The organism is Algoriphagus confluentis (assembly GCF_036245625.1).
Classification (GTDB): domain Bacteria; phylum Bacteroidota; class Bacteroidia; order Cytophagales; family Cyclobacteriaceae; genus Algoriphagus; species Algoriphagus confluentis.
The window spans coordinates 241,720-258,920 of the sequence record NZ_BTPD01000008.1 but is presented as its reverse complement, the minus strand read 5'-3'; the positions used below and the strand labels follow the sequence as shown (position 1 = coordinate 258,920).

10 protein-coding genes and 1 pseudogene are annotated in these 17,201 nt (G+C 44.6%); 5 read left to right on the top strand and 6 right to left on the bottom strand.

The genetic code is table 11. From position 1 onward, the window contains the following. The first annotated feature begins 111 nt into the window (after nucleotides 1–111). The 5 genes and pseudogenes from AAA943_RS13900 to AAA943_RS13875 all read left to right on the top strand — a co-directional run bounded on the left by AAA943_RS13900 (nucleotide 112) and on the right by AAA943_RS13875 (nucleotide 8,998). The gene (locus tag AAA943_RS13900) at nucleotides 112–3,333 is read left to right on the top strand and encodes an ATP-binding protein (RefSeq protein ID WP_338224867.1); all 3,222 of its coding nucleotides are present in this window, start codon (nucleotides 112–114) and stop codon (nucleotides 3,331–3,333) included. 112 nt (nucleotides 3,334–3,445) lie between these two features. Beyond that, nucleotides 3,446–5,092, top strand: a complete 1,647-nt coding sequence (locus AAA943_RS13895; protein ID WP_338224866.1) for a carboxylesterase/lipase family protein — start codon at nucleotides 3,446–3,448, stop codon at nucleotides 5,090–5,092. A 90-nt stretch (nucleotides 5,093–5,182) separates the two neighbouring features. Continuing rightward, on the top strand, nucleotides 5,183–5,554 hold the full coding sequence (locus AAA943_RS13890; protein WP_338224865.1) for a hypothetical protein: 372 nt from the start codon (nucleotides 5,183–5,185) through the stop codon (nucleotides 5,552–5,554). An 83-nt stretch (nucleotides 5,555–5,637) separates the two neighbouring features. Next, entirely contained in the window at nucleotides 5,638–7,290 is a 1,653-nt protein-coding gene (gene glgP / locus AAA943_RS13885; RefSeq protein WP_338224864.1) for an alpha-glucan family phosphorylase, read from the top strand. Nucleotides 7,291–7,383: 93 nt separating this feature from the next. Then, a pseudogene (locus tag AAA943_RS13875) lies at nucleotides 7,384–8,998 on the top strand (GMC family oxidoreductase). A 12-nt stretch (nucleotides 8,999–9,010) separates the two neighbouring features. On the opposite strand, the gene AAA943_RS13870 reads toward AAA943_RS13875, so the two are convergent. From AAA943_RS13870 to AAA943_RS13845, 6 genes are all read right to left on the bottom strand, one after another. Then, nucleotides 9,011–10,684 carry a PQQ-dependent sugar dehydrogenase gene (locus AAA943_RS13870; RefSeq protein ID WP_338224861.1) on the bottom strand — a complete coding sequence of 558 codons (1,674 nt, stop codon included), beginning with the start codon at nucleotides 10,682–10,684 and terminating at the stop codon, nucleotides 9,011–9,013. 144 nt (nucleotides 10,685–10,828) lie between these two features. After that, nucleotides 10,829–12,622 carry an acyl-CoA dehydrogenase family protein gene (locus tag AAA943_RS13865; RefSeq protein ID WP_338224860.1) on the bottom strand — a complete coding sequence of 598 codons (1,794 nt, stop codon included), beginning with the start codon at nucleotides 12,620–12,622 and terminating at the stop codon, nucleotides 10,829–10,831. A 43-nt stretch (nucleotides 12,623–12,665) separates the two neighbouring features. Then, the gene (locus AAA943_RS13860) at nucleotides 12,666–13,025 is read right to left on the bottom strand and encodes a four helix bundle protein (protein ID WP_338224859.1); all 360 of its coding nucleotides are present in this window, start codon (nucleotides 13,023–13,025) and stop codon (nucleotides 12,666–12,668) included. A 51-nt stretch (nucleotides 13,026–13,076) separates the two neighbouring features. Continuing rightward, nucleotides 13,077–14,252 carry a thiolase family protein gene (locus AAA943_RS13855; RefSeq protein WP_338224858.1) on the bottom strand — a complete coding sequence of 392 codons (1,176 nt, stop codon included), beginning with the start codon at nucleotides 14,250–14,252 and terminating at the stop codon, nucleotides 13,077–13,079. An 80-nt stretch (nucleotides 14,253–14,332) separates the two neighbouring features. Beyond that, entirely contained in the window at nucleotides 14,333–14,704 is a 372-nt protein-coding gene (locus AAA943_RS13850) for a four helix bundle protein (protein WP_338224857.1), read from the bottom strand. 60 nt (nucleotides 14,705–14,764) lie between these two features. Then, on the bottom strand, nucleotides 14,765–17,170 hold the full coding sequence (locus AAA943_RS13845; RefSeq protein WP_338224856.1) for a 3-hydroxyacyl-CoA dehydrogenase/enoyl-CoA hydratase family protein: 2,406 nt from the start codon (nucleotides 17,168–17,170) through the stop codon (nucleotides 14,765–14,767). Between the last annotated feature and the right edge of the window lie 31 nt (nucleotides 17,171–17,201).

Sequence of the window (17,201 nt, the reverse complement as noted above, 5' to 3'; positions counted from 1 at the left end):
GTATTTGAAAGAAAAAATCCTTTGAAAACAGTTATTATTCCAATTAAGATTTTGATTTACTTTATATTCACCAAACTAGTGCCTATACACATTTCTACCTATACTTCTTCTATGACACTTTTTAGAAATAAGATTTCCTCAGCAGTTTTACTGGTTACATTAGTTTATTTTTTTAACAAGCCCAATGTCAATTTTGCCCAGTCCATCTTCGAGCAGATAGGAAGGCTGCCTGTGACTACCTACACCCCTGAAGAGTATGGAGGAGTGCCAGTGGCATTGAGGGCGATCCAGAGTGATGAGGGGCTAATGTATTTTGGAACAAATAGAGGCTTACATGAATATGATGGGGTTTCCTGGAGAGCTATATTTGATAGAAAAACTGCTTTTACGATCAGGGCTTTTGCCAAGGTTGCCAATGGCAGGATTTTTTATGCCGGGCAGGATTTTGGTTATTTGATGGTTAATTCAAAGGGGGAAACTCAAGCAGTTTCTTTAAGCCAACTCCTGCCGGAAGAGATTCGATCTGGTTTAAATATTTTTTCCATGAATTTCTTGGATAAATTTCTTTTCCTCCAAACACGGGAAAACTTGATTAGACTCGAGTTAGCAGAAGATTTATCTCTGAAATCCCTAAAAATCTGGCCTGCAGAGACCACCTTTTCTTATACTTTTAAACAAGGAGGAGACTTTTACATCCATCAGAATGAACGGGGCCTGTATCAATTGATCAGGGAGGAAATCAAATTGGTTCCAGGCACAGAAATCCTTGGAATGGACCGGTTTAGGATTATGCTTCCCTATCAGAGTAAAGAAGAGGAAACTTTTCTTATGGGAGGGTCCACTACCGGGTTCTATCTGTTTGATGGAAAAGCGGTAAGCAAGTTTCCTACTGATGTGGATAAGTTGATCAAAGACGGTGCTGGAACTTTGTACCAAGCACTTCCCTACCAGGGGAATTATATACTCACTTTTATAGGAGGAGGAATTGTTATCATGAATCCCAAGGGAGAAATTCTCAAAAAGATCGGGACAGACCAAGGTCTGCCCTCAGATGTCATGACAAGTGTTTATCTGGACGGAGGTCAGGGACTTTGGGCTACAACCCAAGACGGAATCGCAAGAATTGCCATTGATTCCCCGATCCAGACTTTTGGAAAAGAGGTTGGGATCACTGCAGGGGTCCTTGCTATCCAAAAGGAAGGTGAACAGTTTTTTTTAGGTACATCGAACGGTATGGTTAAGTTCGATCCAATTGAAAAATCATTCCAAAGTGTACCTGAATTCAATAATGCTCAAATCAATGAATTAAATAGGGACGGAGATGATCTAATAGTGCCTGGTAGGGACTTAAAGGTGTACCGTGACGGCAAAGTGTTCCGATTGGATTTTCCCAAAGATGGAAGTCAGCCAATTTCTGTCATCATACCGAAAAATAAACCAAATCTGCTTTTGGTTGGAACAAATACAGGCCTTTTGTACTATGAAAGGGGGCTTTCCAAAGAATACCCCTGGGAATTGAAGGGGAAGGTCACCGATGTAGGTTCGATTGGAACCATTTTTTTTGAGGCAAAAGATGGGACGATAATTACAGGGGGAATAGGGGGGTTTTATGCCTTAAGGATAGAAGAAGATTTGGAATCCATCGATTCCCAACCAGTTAAATCCAAGAAATTGGAATTAAGCAGTTTATCTTCTTTTTCTATGGTCGACGGTGAATTTTATAATACTTTTCCTGGTGGCTTGCAGAAATTTTCGGAGAAAGAGCAAGCCTTTTTTCCAACCGATGATTTCAAGGCAGTCGAAGCAGAACTTTTGGATTTTAGTCAGGATAAAACCAAAATTCTCTGGTATGAAACAAAAGATGGAAAGAAACATATCCTTAAGAGGGACGCAGAAGGAAAATTTATAAAGGACGATTCGCCCAATTCGATTACTCCTTATCTTTCTTATGTTGATTTTATCGATGAAGACAGTATCCTATGGTTTGGATCTCAAAAAGGACTGATCCGCTACGACCCGAAAAAAGACAATCAAACGGATAAGCAATTCTTTACCCTTATCCGACGAATCGAAACCAAGACGGATACCCTTCCCTTGGTTGCCTATGGCAGGGATAAGACTATTTCCCCAAGGGAAACCAAGGACAATTCCTATCGCTTTGAGTTTGCCGCACCCTATTTTGATGACGAGAAGAAAACCAAATACCAGACCTATTTGGAAGGCTTCGATCCGGACTGGGTAGACTGGAATGACAACCGCTTCAAGGAATACACCAATCTTTCTCCCGGGACTTATACTTTCCGTGTACGAGCGTTGGCACACACAGGAAGAATCAGCGATGAAGCAGTCTATTCTTTTGTGGTTCTGCCGCCCTGGTATGCCACTTGGTGGGCGTATTTGATTTATGTTTTGTTGATTGGGACTATCATTTCCGCTTTTGTCAAGTGGCGTTCGCAACAACTCAAGGCCGAGAACCGACTCTTGGAAGAGCGAGTCAATGAGCGAACCGCAGCACTTGAAAAATCGCTTAACGACCTCAAATCGACCCAAGCTCAACTGATCCAATCTGAGAAAATGGCCTCCCTTGGCGAACTCACCGCAGGCATCGCCCATGAGATTCAGAACCCGCTAAACTTTGTGAACAACTTCTCCGAACTCAGTGTGGAGCTGATCGATGAGATGAACGAAGAGATCGAAAATGGCGATCTGGAAGATGCCAAAGTGCTGGCCTCTGAAATAAAAGAAAACCTCAACAAAATCCATCATCACGGCAAAAGAGCCGGATCTATCGTCAAGGGAATGCTTGCTCATAGCAGAAAGAGTACGACTGAAAAAGAGGAAACAGATATCAACGCACTTGCAGATGAATGCCTGCGTCTCAGCTTCCATGGGTTGCGGGCAAAAGATAAAAGCTTTACGGCTGACTTCAAGAAGGATTTTGATGCCAATCTTCCCAAAATCAACGTAGTCTCTCAGGATCTCGGGCGAGTTATCCTGAATATGATCAACAATGCCTTCTATGCTGTAAGGGAAAAATCAACCCTACGAAAAGCTCAAGGTGACACTGAATTTAAACCTGAAGTGATCGTCCAAACACGCCAAGAAAATCAAAAAATTACGATTTCGATTCAGGACAATGGCCAAGGAATTCCTGAATCAATCAAGGACAAAATCCTTCAGCCCTTCTTCACTACCAAACCCCCAGGTGAGGGCACAGGTCTGGGTTTATCCTTAAGCTACGACATCATCAAGGCGCATGGAGGAGAGCTGAAGGTGAAAAGCAAAGAAGATGAAGGCACGACTTTCAGCATTGTGCTTCCTGTTCAAAATTGATATTCGTCCCATTTCTTGTTTTAAATCCTTAAAAATCAATTTTAACGGATAGGATTTTTCATTCTATATTCTCAACTTGAGACAATAGAAAAGACACAAACCCCTTCAAACCATGAGAAATAACCGACGCGACTTTTTGCAGAAAGTAGGCTTGGGTACCGCTGGCCTTGCAGCAAGTCCAGCTGAATCAGGAGAAAAATCCATTTCAGAAGCAGATGATGAGCAATACCTCCACATCGGAGACGACATTGCTGTAGCCGATACCGCTTATGGTAAAATCCGTGGCTATCAGCTCAATGGGGTCTATACTTTTTTGGGCGTCCCTTATGGAGCAGACACTTCCGGCAAAAACCGATTTATGCCGCCCCAAAAACCAGCCAAATGGGAAGGCATCAAGGATACCATCTGGTGGGGAAATACAGCTCCGCAGATCATGGACAATCGATACGCCAATGTGCATTATTCCTTTGCCGATCATTGGAACTACGACGATGTGAGCGAAGACTGCCTGAAGCTGAATGTATGGACCACCGGAATTGCTGATGGGAAAAAGCGTCCCGTTTTGGTCTGGCTTCATGGAGGCGGATTTACCAATGGCAACGGAATCGAGCAAGATGGCTATCACGGAGAAAACCTGGCCAAAAAAGGAGAAATCGTCTTTGTCTCCATCAATCATCGACTTGGTCCGATAGGGTTTACCGATCTCTCGGGAGTGGGGGGTGAAAAATACGCTTCCTCCGGAAATGTAAGTCAGTTGGATATTTTGGCCTCTTTGGAATGGGTCAGAGACAATATCCATAATTTTGGAGGAGACCCGGCTAACGTGACCATTATGGGTCAATCCGGCGGTGGGGCCAAAGTGACCTGCACGATGTCCATGCCCGGTGCCAAAGGATTGGTGCATAAAGGTGTCGCTTTGAGCGGAAGTATGCTTGTGGCCAATGATCAGGAATACAGCCGAAAATTGGGTCAATATGTGGTCGAAGCGGCAGGCTTGTCCCCAAGTGAAGTAGACAAGCTTCAGGATATTCCATGGAGAGAATACATCGACATCGCCAACAAGGCCTTGGACCGGATGAGAAAGGAGTTTCCCCAGCCTGGATTCCGGGGAGGATTTGGCCCGGTGGCTGACGGTGTCCATGTACCCAAAGGGGAGTTTTTCTCCAACCTCACCGACCACACGGCTGAAATGCCTCTGATGATTTGCACCACTTTCCACGAATGGGGAGCTACCCGCACCAATCCAAAATTGGACAATGCCGGAGAAGCCGAAATTATTGAAGCGATGAAGCAGCGATTTGGAGAAAAAGCAGGGGAGGTGTATCGGGCTTATGCAGCCAATTTCCCCGGGAAAAAACCTGCCGAAATCATGACCCTTGCCGCTTCCAATCGTGCCAGTGCGGTAGCCTGCGGAAATGCAAAAGCCAAACAAAAAGCACCAGTTTACATGGCTTGGTTTGGCTGGGAACCCAATCTCTACAATGGCAGAATGCGTGCTTTTCACTGCATTGATATTTGCTTCTGGTTTGCCAATACTGACCGAATGTACACCCATACCGGAGGGGGGAAGAGATCCAGGGTGCTCGCCGAAAAAATGTCCGACTCCCTGCTGTCATTTATGCGAAGCGGAAATCCCAATGTTGGAAACCTTCCTTCCTGGCCTGAATTTACAGCAGAAAAAGGGGAGGTTATGGTATTCAATGATGTCTCCGAAATCCAGAATGATCCAGACCGGGAAGCCAGAAAGGCATTATCCTGATAGATTTCTCGAGGAACCTTGGAAATTTAATTACTAGGGCTTGGTAAGTTCGGGAAGATTCTACTTCTTGACTTACCAAGTATTATTTCCATGAAAAAAATCTATGTACTTTTTCTGATTTTGGGATTTATTGTTGGCGCTATTGGCTATTGGACAGCTGATTTTTCAAAGAAAAGTGTCCTATTTGATTCTCTTTTCTACATCAAAGCTCCGGGAACTCTACTCATTGCTGTTTTTACAGGATTTATAAACAGGCGCGAACCGGCATCCAATGCCCTGTTGATTTCTTTTGGGGTAATGCTGGGCATGCTTTCCAGAATTGTATTTGACCTCATTCAAGATCCGAGTTCCCACAATCTCTTTCCTTTTGAATTATTCATCGGAGCCGTGGTGATTTTCCCGGTTTCCTTTTTGGGCAATTACTTGGTCTATGCAATAATGTACCTTTCAGGCAAAGGCTAAGGAAATTCATTTTTTTAGAATTCCTGCAGATTCTTCTTTCGATACCTGAGTTTAGCTTATCTTTTGAGTCCAAAATCAGAATTATGAAAGAATTTAAAAATTATACAATACCCTATTCTCCTGCCCCTGAATTCTCCAAGTCAGTAGCTTATTTTTCCATGGAGTTTGCTATTCATCAACCGCTCAAAATCTACAGCGGTGGATTGGGATTCCTTTCCGGTTCTCACCTGAGAAGTGCCTACGAACTCAAGCAAAACCTGATCGGAATCGGGATTCTGTGGAAATACGGCTATTATGACCAAAGCCGTCACCATGATCAAACTCTCAAGGCTGACTGGTACGAAAAAACCTACAGCTTTCTGGAAGACACCGGAATCAAATTTACCGTTCCGGTTCACAATCAGCCCGTTTGGGTCAAGGCTTGGTATTTACCACCAGACACTTTCAAATCTGCACCACTTTTCCTGCTGAGTACCGACTTGCCCGAAAATGACTACCTCAGCCAGACCATCACGCACAAATTGTATGACTCGGATACGGCAGCAAAAATTGCCCAAATGATGATTTTGGGACTTGGCGGAGCCAAACTTCTGGATGAACTCAACTTCAATCCGGATGTCTATCACCTCAATGAAGCACATGGCTTGAGTAGTGTTTTCCATTTGCTGAAAAAATTTGGAAGCAAAGAAGAAGTAAAGAAACGGCTGGTTTTTACCACACATACACCGGAAGAAGCCGGAAATGAGAAGCACGATTATTTCCTTTTGGACAAAATGAGCTTCTTCTACGGACACCCCATTCAGGAAGTGCAAAAACTTACCGGAATCGACGGAACGGTCTTCAACCATAGTTTGGCCGCTCTGCGATTAGCCAGAGAAGCAAATGGCGTAAGCCAACTTCACGGAGAAGTCAGCAGAAGAATGTGGGGTGGATATGCCGACGTCCCGGAAATCAAAGCCATCACCAATGCCCAAAACTGGAACTATTGGGCAGACAAGCAGCTCTACCGGTTTATGGAAGAGGGAAACAACGACGGATTTGATGACCGAAAGCGATATCTGAAAAAGAGAGCCTTTGAAATAGTAGCAGATCAGACCGGCAAGCTCTTCGATCCGGATGTGCTCACCATCGTTTGGGCGAGGAGGTTTGCTGCTTACAAGCGTCCCGATTTGATCACCCATGATATGAAACGCTTCGAGGACCTGGTGGCAAATACACAGCACCCTATCCAGATAATTTGGGCAGGAAAGCCTTATCCTATGGATTATGGGGCTATTTCTGTTTTCAACTCCCTAGTCCATCTCAGCAAACGATTTAAAAATGTCGCCGTCTGCGTGGATTACGAACTAGCACTTAGCAAGCGACTCAAGCAAGCATCGGATATCTGGCTAAACAACCCTCGGGTTCCCCGGGAAGCATCAGGTACTTCGGGAATGACCGCTTCCATGAATGGATCCATCAATTTCAGCACCTATGACGGATGGATTTGCGAATTTGCCAGACATGGTGAAAACTGCTTCATCATTCCACAGGCAGATTATCACAATCTGAGCATTCAGGACCAGGATAAATGGGATCTGGATCACCTCTATGAAATCCTGCAGGAAGAAATCCTCCCGCTCTACTACAGCAACAAGCGAAAGTGGAGAGATATCATCCAAGATGGAATGCATGACGTTCGCCATGAATTTGAAAGCAATCGAATGGCCAAAGAGTACTACAAACTGATGTATTGAAACGAACCAAAAAAGGAAACCCGGACTGATCATCCGGGTTTTTTTGTGTCCGGAATTGGGCTAAATTATGCCTATTCTAACCCAAAATACCCAATGGCATCTGAGGTTTCCTTTGATTATATCATCATTGGCGCTGGTTCGGCAGGCTGTGTCTTAGCCAACCGCCTTTCTGAAGACCCCGGCAATTCCGTCCTACTGATTGAGGCAGGCGGTCCGGATAAAAAAATGGAAATCGGAATTCCCGGAGGTTATGCCAAGCTGCACCGATCAGAGGTAGATTGGGGGTTTTGGACAGAATCCCAGTCGTTTGTCAACAACCGAAAACTCTACTTGCCCAGAGGAAAAGTCTTGGGAGGGTCCAGCTCGACTAATGCCATGGCCTATGTCCGTGGGAATAGGGCAGATTTTGACGAATGGGCAGCTTTGGGCAATAGCGGTTGGCACTACGAATCGGTTTTGCCTTTCTTTAAAAAATCAGAACACAACGAGGATATCACCAACAGGTATCATGGTCACGGAGGCCCTCTGAATGTGACTTTTGCTAAAAAATTTTCAAACCCCTTTTGCTCAAGCTTTTGTGGAGTCCTGTGCGGAAATCGGCCTACCTAAAAACGAGGACTACAATGGGGAAAGTCAGGAGGGAGCAGGTTTTTTCCAGTTTACCATTCAAAATGGGAGAAGACATAGTACTGCCTCTGCATTTTTAAGACCTGTTTTGCACAGGAAAAACCTCCACGTTTTCACCCGCTCTGCTGTCCAAAAGATTCTGATCCAAAAAGACCGGGCGGTAGGAGTGGAGTATGTCTCGGGAAAGTCTGCAGTAAGCCAGGTTTTTGCCAAAAAAGAAGTAATTCTTTCAGCCGGAGCTTTTCAGTCCCCTCAGCTACTGATGCTTTCGGGAATAGGAGAAAAGGAAGAACTGAAAAAACATGGGATAGAACTCAAAAAGTCTCTATCAGGGGTAGGTCAAAACCTTCAGGACCATTTATTCTTTCCCATTTCTGCGCTTTCCAGTGTTCAAAAAGGCTTCAACCATGAGCTTTCCCCATTCAATCAACTCAAAAATCTGGTCCATTACAGAATTACCCATCAGGGAGTTCTGACATGCAGTCCTTTGGAAGCGGTGGCCTTCTATTCTACCGAGCCGAAAAAACCTGTTGATTTTCAGATGCATTTTGCGCCAATCCAGCTTGGGAAGGATCGGAAAGCCGATATGTATGATCTCATCACCTATCCCAAAGAGGATGGGTTTACCCTTTTGCCCAGTCTTTTGAAACCAAAAAGTAAAGGCTTTGTAGGCATTCGGTCCGGCAATGCTCAGGATGCTCCGCTCATCCAGCCCAATTTTCTTTCAGAGGAGGAGGATATGAAAACCTTGGTTCAAGGCGGTAAAAAAGCCTTGGAGACCTTAAAGGCCAATGCATTCAAGCCCTATTTGAGCCGATTGGTCTATTCTTTGGATCCAAAAGATGAGGAAGGACTAGCGAATCATATCCGGGAATGGGTCGAGACCATCTATCATCCGGTAGGCACCTGCAAGATGGGACAGGATGTAGATGCGGTAGTCGATGAAAAACTCCGGGTAAAAGGAATCGAAGGCCTTCGGGTAGCAGATGCTTCCATCATGCCTAGAATAGTGGCTGGCAATACCAATGCCGCGGTGATTATGATCGGAGAAAAAGCAGCTGATATGATTCTAAATGGGTAGGAACTCTCCCGGTCAGTTTCTTTTGATTCGGTAGATTTTTCCTTCCGCCTTGGACATGATGTAGACCAATCCTGAATGATCCTGCCCAAATTTCAGATCAACCCTGCTGGTATTGAAAAGCTCTTTGAGATTCACTTCTTTCCCTTCGTGGATTACTCCCCAGGTTTGGACCAATGGATTGGAACTTTCACTCAAATCTGCAAAAAACAGCCTTCCGGAGGGAATATCTCCAAAGACAAACTTGCCCTGAAGAGGCCCATACGGAAGAGTGTATCCTCCAATTATGGCCACCGTCTCATCATGCTCCAATTGAATCAAAGGATAGGTCACACCATATTTCTCATCATCTGAAGGCAAAGGATAAAGAGACCGGAAACTTCCGAATGGATTGATGGTAAAAGTCCCTTCCCGAATCGGCCATCCATAGAACTTGCCCGGCTCGATTCGGTTGATCTCTTCGATGCTATGCTGCCCGATGTCCGTGGCATGAAGGTTTCCCTTTTCATCCCAAAAGACTCGATTTGGATTACGGAAGCCATAGGCTACAATTTCCCCTGCTTTTCCTTCTTGTCCGGCAAAGGGATTGATTTTTGGAATGCCATATTGACCATTGATTCCATCTTTTCCTAAAGGGTCAATACGAAGAATACTGCTGTAAACACCGCTGCCCTTATGATTGGAAATATCAGGAAAACGCTTTTCGGCAGTACCTCCATCACCAAATCCTACGTAAAGCAAGCCGTAATCCGGATCCCCTTTTTTGGAATTTGGGTTGAAAGTGAGTTCCTGCATGCCGTGAGCTTGAGAGGCATTGTCGATTCTGAGGATTTCCCGATCAGTTCCTTTGAAAACTTTTGCCTTGGGATCATCAGCCTTCCACTCGGTAAGCACCCACTGCATAAATACCTTCAGACTGTCTGTAAATCCAAAATCAGAAGGCGCTGTACCTCCTGGTTCGGTATGAGAAGTGTAAAAAAGCCCATTGCTTTCGAAGTTTGGGTGAAAAGCAAAACTTCCCACGCCAGTGGCCCATCCAGGTTTGCTGACCATAGCAGGTCGGTACTCGAGAAGATTGAGATAAAGACGGGGAATTTGATTTTCTATTTCATAAAGGCCAATTCGCTGATCGTTGATAAACAGTCTTTCTGTGCCTGGAATAGCTTCCATTTTGGTCATTTTGGCCAAAGGAGAAACCGAGTCGGTAGGAGGAAGCTGAGCGAAAAACTCCACTTCCAAACGAATCCCGGATTCTTGAATTCTCTCAGGGATCAGGTTAGAGGTGGTATCTCCGACTATTTCCAAAGGAAGTGTTTCGAAGGTATGGAGGTAGCTGAGCAAGTCATCGAGGTCTTGATCGGAAAAGTCAGGGAATGCCGGCATTGGGGATTTGTATTTGGCCAACACGCTCAAAGCACGCTCATCCTGTGCCTCTATCAAAGCTGCTGAGTTTTTGATAAAAGATTTGATCCATGCGGATTCTACCTGTCGAGTAAGGCCACTTAGATTGGGGCCTATGGCGTCTTCGTTGAAATTGTGGCATGTCGAGCAGTGCTGCTCAAACAGCTTTTTCCCTTTCAAAATCTGAGCCCCGTCGGTAGAGATGTCCGAGCCGGGCTGCTGAGTCGGCTGGCTGCAGGAAAACATGAGCCATCCTGAAAGTGCTGCAAGTGCTAAACCATATTTCATCCCTACTAAATTGGGCTTTTCGGCAGATTGAAAAAATAAATGGGAAGAAATAAGGCTTAAAATTCCGGATTTTTTCCGCAATGGATTCCGAAAAAAAGCCCCCTGCTTTGAAAAAACAGAGGGCTTGATAGGAAAAAACTCTCCTTAGAAAGGATACTTTCCTTGTTCGATCATATAGTCTGCAATCGATCTTCTCAGTTCTTTGATATTGATAAAATCAGGCTTGGTGTAGCGCTTCAATCCCATCAAAAGGACTTTTTGCTCGTCCCCTTTGGTAAAGGAAACAATTGCTTCTTTGGCTGCTGCTTCGATTTTATCCACTGCTTCATAGAGATAAACCTTAGACATAGCAATCTGATGGGCACAGGCTGCTTCTCCCTGGATTCCTACCAATTTTTCAGTTCGCAGAATCCCTGATTCGGCAGCATAAATCTCGATCATCACATCGGCAAGATTCATCATAATCTCCTGCTCGTCTTCGATTCGATCCTGAAGAGCCATGGCAGCTTTGCCTCCTACCATGAGGAAGACTTTCTTCAGTTTTTTCAACATGTCTTTTTCCACTGCGAAAAGCTCAGAAGCATCAACCGTCTCAAAAGAAGGCACAGATGTCAACTCGGAAGCTACAGCCATAGCAGGCTCAAAGAGGTTGATTTCACCTTTCATCGCACGCTTGAGCAACATGCCCACCATTAGCATTCGGTTGATTTCGTTGGTTCCTTCGTAGATTCTGGAAATTCGGGCATCCCGGTAGGCTCTTTCCATCGGTGCATCTGCTGAGTAGCCCATTCCTCCGTATATCTGCACTCCCTGATCCACTACATAATCCAACACCTCGGATCCGTGGATTTTTGAAATAGCACATTCGATGGCAAACTGCTCCAAAGCTTTCAGCTTGGCTTCAGCATCCGGAAGCCCTTCTGCAGCCAAGGCAGCCATTCTGTCCTCGATATCCTGACCTGCACGGTAGGAAAGAGATTCACTCACATAGGATCGGATGGCCATCTCTGCCAATTTGGATTTGATCGCTCCGAAAGTATTGATACTGACTCCAAACTGCTTTCTCTCGGTAGAATACCTGATACACTGAGAGGTCACAGCGCGCACTCCTCCCAAAACCCCGGCTCCGAGTTTTACCCGGCCGATATTCAGGATATTTACTGCAATCTTAAATCCGTTTTGTCTTTCGGAAAGCATGTTTTCCACAGGTACCGGGCAATCGTTGAAAAACACTTGTCGTGTGGAAGAGCCTTTGATTCCCATTTTCTTCTCTTCCTCATTCATGGTAATGCCTCCGAAGGTTTTCTCTACGATAAAGGCAGTCAGGTTTTTATCGTCTTCGATTTTGGCGAAAACAATAAAGAGATCTGCAAATCCAGCATTGGAAATCCACATTTTCTGCCCGTTGATCAGGTAATGCTTTCCGTCAGGAGTCAAAGTAGCCTTGGTTTTCCCACTGTTTGCATCAGAACCTGCATCGGGCTCGGTCAAGCAATAGCAAGCAGCCCACTCTCCTGTAGCCAGCTTGGGCAGGTATTTCTGTTTTTGTTCTTCTGATCCATAGTACAAAATCGGAAGTGTACCAATTCCTGTGTGGGCACCATAAGTGGTCGAAAAGGAACCGGCGGCACCGATGATATCGGCGATGAGCATGGAGGTGTTAAAACTCATGCCCAATCCTCCGTACTCTTCTGGGACAGAAACACCCAAAAGCCCCAAGTCTCCTGCCTTCTTGAAGATGGAAGGAACGAGATCAGGGTTTTTCATACTGTCAATCGCTTCGATATTCGGTGTGATCTCGGTATCGATAAAGTCCTGGCAGGCCTGAGCCATCATTTTTTGCTCTTCGGTAAACTGCTCAGGGATAAAAACATCCTGTGCGGCTGTCTCCCTGATGAGGAATTCTCCTCCTTGGATGGATTTTGAAATTGTGGTCATATTAATTTAAGATTTTAGACTTTAGATGTAAGACATGAGATTTTCATGCTTGATTTTCAAACTTTTGGATAAGTGCGTAAAGCATTTTTTGAATTTCTGTTATTTCATCAATGATGGATTCAATTTTAACGAAATCGGCAAACTCCAATTCAACACTGACATGTAGCTGAGACTCCAATTCACAAATAGATCCATGAGCCACCCCAAGAAAATGAACAAATTCTCGGTTGGTCCTTCTTCCTCCCCCTTCTGCAATATTTGAAGGAACAGAAACTGAAGCTCTTCTTATTTGGGAGATTAAACCAAAGCGCTCCTCATTTGGAAAGTTTGCCGTGAGCTTGTATATCGCTGAGCAAAGCTTAATCGATCTCTTCCAAACATTTAATTCCTTATAGTTATGCATGGCAAATCCATTTAAGTCTCCTATCTTATGTCTTGTGTCTTCTGTCTATTTTTATTTCAAAAGCTCGTAAATACCCGCGACACCCTGTCCACCGCCTACGCAAGCGGTGACCATACCGTATTTTTTATTCTGTCTTCTCAGCTCATTAAACAGTTGAACAGAGAGTTTTGCTCCGGTGCATCCCAAAGGGTGACCCAATGCTACAGCTCCTCCATTGACATTGACGATGTCCGGATTCATATCGAGCGCTTTCATAACTGCCAATCCCTGCGCGGCGAAGGCCTCATTCAACTCGATCAAATCAATATCATTCAGGGTAAGTCCTGCCTGTTTCAACGCTTTGGGAACGGCTTCCCTGGGACCAATTCCCATGATCCGTGGATCCACACCTGCCACAGAGTAGGACATCATCCTTGCGATTGGGTCAATGCCCAAGGACTTCATCAAACGCTCAGACATCACCACCACAAATGCAGCTCCATCAGAAGTCTGAGACGAATTGCCCGCAGTGACCTGACCTCCGTTTTTGAAAGCCGGACGAAGACTGGCCAAGGCTTCCATGGTGGTACCCGGTCTTGGACCTTCATCGGTATCTACCACAAATTTTCTGGTCTTCTTCTTCCCTTTTTCATCAAGGTAAGTCTCTTCTACTTCTACAGGGACGATTTCATCTTTGAATTTTCCTGCGGAAATGGCAGCCAAAGCTTTCTCATGAGATTTTACCGAAAAAGCATCGGCTTCTTCTCGTGTGATGCTATATTCCTTTGCCAATTCTTCGGCTGTCAAGCCCATGCTCAGATAGTAAGAGGGCGTCTCAGAAGCGATCTTCCAGTTGAGTGCAGTCTTGTAGCCCATCATGGGTACCAAAGACATGGATTCGGTACCTCCTGCAATGATGCAATCAGCCATCCCGGCTTTGATTTTTCCTACTGCCAAAGCAATAGCTTCCACTCCGGAACCACAGTAGCGGTTCATGACAAATCCAGGATTGTCAATCCCCAAAGCCAAGAGAGAAATCATTCTTCCCATCTGCATGCCTTGTTCTGCTTCAGGCACGGCATTTCCGACGATCAGGTCATCGACCATTTTTGCTTCCAAACCTGGGGTATTTGCAACCAGGTGTTTGATGACATCCGCAGCCAAATCATCGGGACGATAAAACCGAAATCCTCCTTTTTTGGCTTTGCCTACTGCCGATCTATATCCGTTTATTATGTATGCTTCCATTTTTGATTAGTTAGTATTTTGAATTTCGTTAAGCTCTTGAGAAACAAGATTCAAGAGGCAAGAAACAAGACTTGGCTAGTTCAATAGGGGTTATCCTCAATAGTTTGTTTGAAGCCTATTATCATTTTCTGAACTTCAGAGATATCTGAACTTAAGGCATCGAAATTTTCTTGACTTAGAATTCCAACCCGATGAGCAATAATCCCTTGGGTTTCCAATTCGAAACTTTCGCCCAAACTGATATCCAAACAATTTGAAAAAGACTTTGACGAATTTCTGGCTGTCCCTTCTGCAATGTTTGAAGGAATGGATACACTTGATCTTCTCATTTGAGAGGTAATGCCAAATCGCTCTTCACTGGGAAAATGCTTTGTCAATTCATAAACATTAACTGCAAGATCCACTGCCTTTTGCCAAACTTTAAGATTTTTGAAATTATGCTTCAGTCTCATTTGAAAAATTGTTTATAGTTTTAATCTTGATTCTTGTGTCTAGTCTCTTGTTTCTCGCTTCTAGTTTCTAAGCGGTTTTCCTTTGAACAAAATACTGTGAATTCGTTCCAACGTTTTTTGCTCCCCTGTCAAACTAAGGAAAGCTTCCCGCTCCAAGTCAAGCAAGTACTGCTCTGACACCTCCGTAGGTGAGGATAAATCCCCTCCTGACATTACCCAAGCCAGTTTTCTGGCGATTTTTGCGTCGTGCTCTGAGATATAAGCTCCGTAGCGCATGCCGGTAATTCCTGCCTCAAAAAGAGCCAAGGCCGTTTTTCCCAAAACCTTGATATTGGTCTGCTGAACAGGCTGCGTATATCCTAATTCCTGAAGAGAAAGAACCTTTGCTTTGGCATCGGATAGCTGTCGCTTTTTATTCAACGAAATCCCGTCTTTTGATCTCAGGTATCCCAAACCTCTCGCTTCTTCAGCCGAGGTGGAAACTTTTGCAGTAGCAATATTCATGAAATACTCCTGAAGCTGATTGAGCTCGACATCACCTGCAATGACTCCATTGGCGAATCTTCGGGTCATCTCTTTGGTACCTCCACCCGCTGGAATCAAGCCTACGCCCACTTCTACAAGGCCCATGTACAATTCTGCGTGGGCTTGGATATGATCTGCATGAAGAGATAGTTCACAGCCACCTCCCAAGGCCATATTATGTGGGGCGACAACCACTGGAACGGAGGAATATCTAGCCCGCATCATGGTATTCTGAAACTGAGCGATCATCATATTGATCTCATCAAATTCCTGATCTCCTGCAAACATGAATAGCATGGCCAGGTTGGCTCCTGCAGAGAAATTGGCCCCTTCGTTTCCGATGACTAATCCTTTGTAGGACTTTTCTGCCATTCCGATCGCGGTATTGATGCCTTCGATCACTTCTGCACCCATGGAATTCATTTTGGTATGGAATTCCAAGCCGATCACCTCATCACCCATATCGTAGATAGATGCACCGGGATTTCCCCAGACTTTTTTACCGGCAGATTTCAGCGTATCCAAAATGATGAAATCCTCGATTCCCGGAATTTCCACGTAGGATTTGGAAGGAATGTCGTAGTATTTTTTCTTGCCACCTTCGACTTTGTAGAAGGATTCATGGCCTGCCGAAAGCATCTCGTGAACCCAAGGCGCAGCTTTTTCTCCTGTAGCCTCCATTTTTTCCACAGTTTCCTTCACACCCAACACATCCCAAGTCTCGAAGGGTCCCAGTTCCCATCCGAATCCTGCGGAGACCGCCTGATCTATCCGATAAAGCTCATCGGAAATCTCCGGAATCCGGTGGGAGCAATATTTGAACAGGTCATAGAAAGAAGCCCGATAAAATTCCCCAGCTCGGTCATCAAAGTTGACCAGAAACTTGATTCGCTTCTTGAGGTCTTCAATCTCTTTAGAAGCCTCTAAAGCTTTGAATTTGGGTTTTTCTACGTCCTTGTATTCAAAAGTCTTCAGATCAAGCTCCTTCAATTCTTTGGAGCCATCCTTGTGACGAATCATTTTGAAATAGCCCTGACCGGTTTTATCTCCAAACCATTTATTGTTGTAGAGGACTTCTACAATCTTGGGAAGTTTGAATTTATCTCTTGACTCGTCATGAGGAAGAGCTTTATATAGGTTATTGGCAACATTTACGGTCGTATCCAATCCGACCACATCCATGGTTCGGAACGTAGCTGACTTTGCCCTGCCAATCACTGGACCAGTCAGTTTATCCACTTCGGATACTCCAAAACCAGCCTTTTCGATGGCATGCATGCCGGAAATAATCGCATAAACCCCAATTCGATTGGCAATAAATGCGGGAGTATCCTTACAGAAAACCGTCTCTTTTCCCAAAAATCTATCTCCATAATCCATCAGGAAGTCGATAATTTCGGGGTTGGTCTTTGGACCTGGGATAATCTCCAGCAGGCGTAAATATCTAGGTGGATTGAAAAAGTGAGTTCCTGCAAAATTCACCTGAAAGTCTTCCGATCTGCCTTCACACATCAAATGCATGGGGATCCCGGAAGTATTGGAGGTGATCAATGTACCGGGTTTACGGTATTTTTCCACTTTCTCAAAGAGCTGCTGCTTAATATCCAATCGCTCCACGACTACTTCGATTACCCAGTCGTAATCCTTGATTTTTGGAAGATCATCGTCAAAGTTTCCAGTGGTAATTCTGGATACAAAGGAGGAATCGTAAATGGATGAAGGCTTTGCTTTCAAGGTGTTTTGCAAAGCCGTGTTTACGATCCGATTCCTAACGGCAGGATGCTCTTTGGTCAATCCTTTCTTTTGCTCTTCTTCCGAAAGCTCAAAAGGAACAATGTCCAGTAAAAGTACCTGCACACCGATATTGGCAAAGTGACAGGCTATTCTGGATCCCATCACTCCTGAACCTAAAACGGCAACTTTTTTAATGGTTCTGTTCATTTTTTTGGGTTTTTGGTAGTTAAATCCTGAA

What these genes read in the sequence shown, in the direction of transcription:
- AAA943_RS13900 (WP_338224867.1), top strand. Translation starts at nt 112, where the DNA reads ATGACACTTTTTAGAAATAAGATTTCCTCAGCAGTTTTACTGGTTACA.
- AAA943_RS13895 (WP_338224866.1), top strand. Translation starts at nt 3,446, where the DNA reads ATGAGAAATAACCGACGCGACTTTTTGCAGAAAGTAGGCTTGGGTACC.
- AAA943_RS13890 (WP_338224865.1), top strand. Translation starts at nt 5,183, where the DNA reads ATGAAAAAAATCTATGTACTTTTTCTGATTTTGGGATTTATTGTTGGC.
- glgP (WP_338224864.1), top strand. Translation starts at nt 5,638, where the DNA reads ATGAAAGAATTTAAAAATTATACAATACCCTATTCTCCTGCCCCTGAA.
- AAA943_RS13870 (WP_338224861.1), bottom strand. Translation starts at nt 10,684, where the DNA reads ATGAAATATGGTTTAGCACTTGCAGCACTTTCAGGATGGCTCATGTTT.
- AAA943_RS13865 (WP_338224860.1), bottom strand. Translation starts at nt 12,622, where the DNA reads ATGACCACAATTTCAAAATCCATCCAAGGAGGAGAATTCCTCATCAGG.
- AAA943_RS13860 (WP_338224859.1), bottom strand. Translation starts at nt 13,025, where the DNA reads ATGCATAACTATAAGGAATTAAATGTTTGGAAGAGATCGATTAAGCTT.
- AAA943_RS13855 (WP_338224858.1), bottom strand. Translation starts at nt 14,252, where the DNA reads ATGGAAGCATACATAATAAACGGATATAGATCGGCAGTAGGCAAAGCC.
- AAA943_RS13850 (WP_338224857.1), bottom strand. Translation starts at nt 14,704, where the DNA reads ATGAGACTGAAGCATAATTTCAAAAATCTTAAAGTTTGGCAAAAGGCA.
- AAA943_RS13845 (WP_338224856.1), bottom strand. Translation starts at nt 17,170, where the DNA reads ATGAACAGAACCATTAAAAAAGTTGCCGTTTTAGGTTCAGGAGTGATG.